This window comes from Agromyces humi (assembly GCF_009720255.1).
Taxonomy (GTDB): Bacteria; Actinomycetota; Actinomycetes; order Actinomycetales; family Microbacteriaceae; genus Agromyces; species Agromyces humi.
On record NZ_WJSP02000485.1, the window covers coordinates 1 to 2400 of the forward strand.

Sequence of the window (2400 nt, forward strand, 5' to 3'; positions counted from 1 at the left end):
CATCCGGAACCGCCATGGCCGCCGCGAGCGCCTCGTCGGTCCACTCGGTGCGCCGGTTCTGGGTGCGGTTCGGGGCGGGCGTGCGGCCGTCGTCGGCCTCGAGTGCGGCGAGCGAGCGGAGGTAGCGGTCCTGCTCGCGCTGGAACAGCCCGCGGTCGCTCGCGAGCTCGAACACGGCGGACATGAAGTTGTCCTGGCTCGCGTTCTCCTCGAGACGGCGGATCAGGTACGCGATCGCCACGTCGAACTCGCTCGGGTTCACGACGGGCGTGTAGAGGAGGAGGTTGCCGACGTCGCGGCGCACCGCCTCGGCCTGGCCGGTGGCCATGCCGAGGAGCATCTCGAACTCGACGCGCGACTCGACCCCGCGCTCCCGGGCGGTGAGCCAGGCGTGCGCCACGTCGAAGAGGTTGTGGCCGGCGATGCCGAGCTTCACCGCGTCGGTGCGCTCGGGCGTCATCGACCAGTGCAGCACGCGCTTGTAGTTGGTGTCGGAGTCCTGCTTGGTGGCGTAGGTGGCGACGGGCCAGTCGTGGATCGCCGCGTCGACGTGCTCCATGGCGAGGTTGGCGCCCTTCACCACGCGCACCTTGATCGGCGCGCCGCCCGCCTGGCGGCGAGCGGTGGCCCATGCGGTGAGCTCCTGCATGGCGCCGAGCGCGTCGGGCAGGTAGGTCTGCAGCACGATGCCGGCCTCGAGGCCGCGCAGCTGCGGCTGGTCGAGCAGGGTCGTGAACACCGCGATGGTGAGGTCGAGGTCGCGGTACTCCTCCATGTCGAGGTTGATGAACTTCGGCCGGCCCTTCGCCTCGCCCTTCGCGGCGAGCTCGTAGAGCGGGGTGAGCTTGGCGACGACCTTGGCGACGGCCTCGTCGAACGACCACATCGAGAGCTGGCTGACGACGCTCGACACCTTGATCGACACGTAGTCGACGTCGTCGCGCGCGAGGAACTCGTAGGTGCCGCGCAGGCGCCGGTCGGCCTCGTCCTCGCCGAGCACCGCCTCGCCGAGCAGGTTGAGGTTCAGGCGGTTGCCCGATTCGCGCAGCTTCGCGATGGCCGGGCCGAGCTTGGCCGGCGTCGCGTCGAGCACGAGGTGGCCGACCATGGCGCGCAGCACGCGGCGGGCGATGGGGATGACGAGCCATGGGAAGGCGGGCGCGACGAAGCCGCCGAGTCGTACAGCGCCCCGGAGGTACCAGGGCAGGAACTTCGGCGTGAGCTTCGCGACGTGCTCGAGGTTGCGGCCGGCGACGCCCAGGTCTTCGGGGCGCATGACGCCGTCGACGAAGCCCACGGTGAAGGCGAGGCCGTTGGGGTCCTTCAGCACGCCGGCGAGCCGCTCGGCGGCGGGATCGGCGGGGTGGTCGGCGCTCTCGGCGAGCCAGCGGCGCACGAGGGCGACGACGTGGTCGGTGCTCGGTGTCAGATCCGTGGCGGCGTTCGACATGGTCACGAGGCTAGTGTCCTTTGCTTCGGGCGCGCCGGGCGGGTGCGCGCGCCTGTCGGGTTCAGTATGCGTCGCGGCATCCGTTCAGTACAGCGAATGAATCTGACGCATACTATTCGGTAAAGCCGAATGATCCATGACCGAGACGGAGGCCCTGGCATGCTCGACGTTCGACGGCTGCGCCTGCTCGTGGAGCTCAGCCAGCGCGGCACCCTCGCCGCCGTGGCCGACGCCCTCTCGTACAGCCCGTCATCGGTCTCGCAGCAGCTCAGCCAGCTCGAGAAGGAGGCCGGCGTGCCGCTGCTCGAGCAGGTCGGGCGGCGCGTGCAGCTGACGCCCCAGGCACAGCTGCTCGTCGGCCACGCGCGGGCCGTGCTCGATCGGCTCGAGGAGGCCGAGGCGGATGTCGCGCGCTCGCTCACCGCGGTCGGCGGCACCGTTCGCATCGCCGTGTTCCAGTCGGCCGCGCACGCCATGGTGCCGCAGGCCCTCACCCTGCTCCGCACCGAGCATCCCGCCCTGCGCGTGGAGGTCACCGAGCGCGAGCCCGACGCCGGCCTGTTCGAGGTCTCGGCGCGCGACTTCGACCTGGTCATCGCCGAGCAGTACCCCGGGCACACCCGGGCGCACCGCGACGACCTCGACCGCGTGCACCTCGCGTCCGACGCGATCCGGCTCGCGCTGCCGCCCCACCCGTCCTCCGCTCGCGGACGCACCTCCAGGACGCGCACGCCGGAAACGAGTGCGTCGATCCCGGCCGACACGTCCAGCAGATCGGCGGATGCCCCGGGCACGGCGCTCGACGCGGCGGCCGGCCTGCCGTGGGGGCCAGCTTCCTCTTCATGAAGGTCGCGCTCGAGGGGGTCTCGTTCGGGCAGGTCGCGTGGTCGCGCACCCTGCTCGGGGCGCTGGCGCTCGGCACGATCGTGCTCGTCACGCGGCCGCGCGTG

The 2400-nt window shown here is 71.6% G+C and carries 1 protein-coding gene and 2 pseudogenes; 2 read left to right on the forward strand and 1 reads right to left on the reverse strand.

What is annotated here, in order from left to right; all coding sequences use genetic code 11:
* Positions 1-1450 (reverse strand): proline dehydrogenase family protein (locus GH736_RS21250; RefSeq protein ID WP_203230894.1); only part of this gene is annotated, 1450 nt, incomplete at its 3' end.
* Between the two features lie 159 nt (positions 1451-1609).
* Here GH736_RS21250 and GH736_RS21255 point away from each other — a divergent pair.
* Positions 1610-2155 (forward strand): annotated as a pseudogene (locus GH736_RS21255) (LysR family transcriptional regulator); the annotation flags it as partial.
* A 137-nt stretch (positions 2156-2292) separates the two neighbouring features.
* Positions 2293-2400: pseudogene (locus tag GH736_RS25815) on the forward strand (EamA family transporter); the annotation flags it as partial.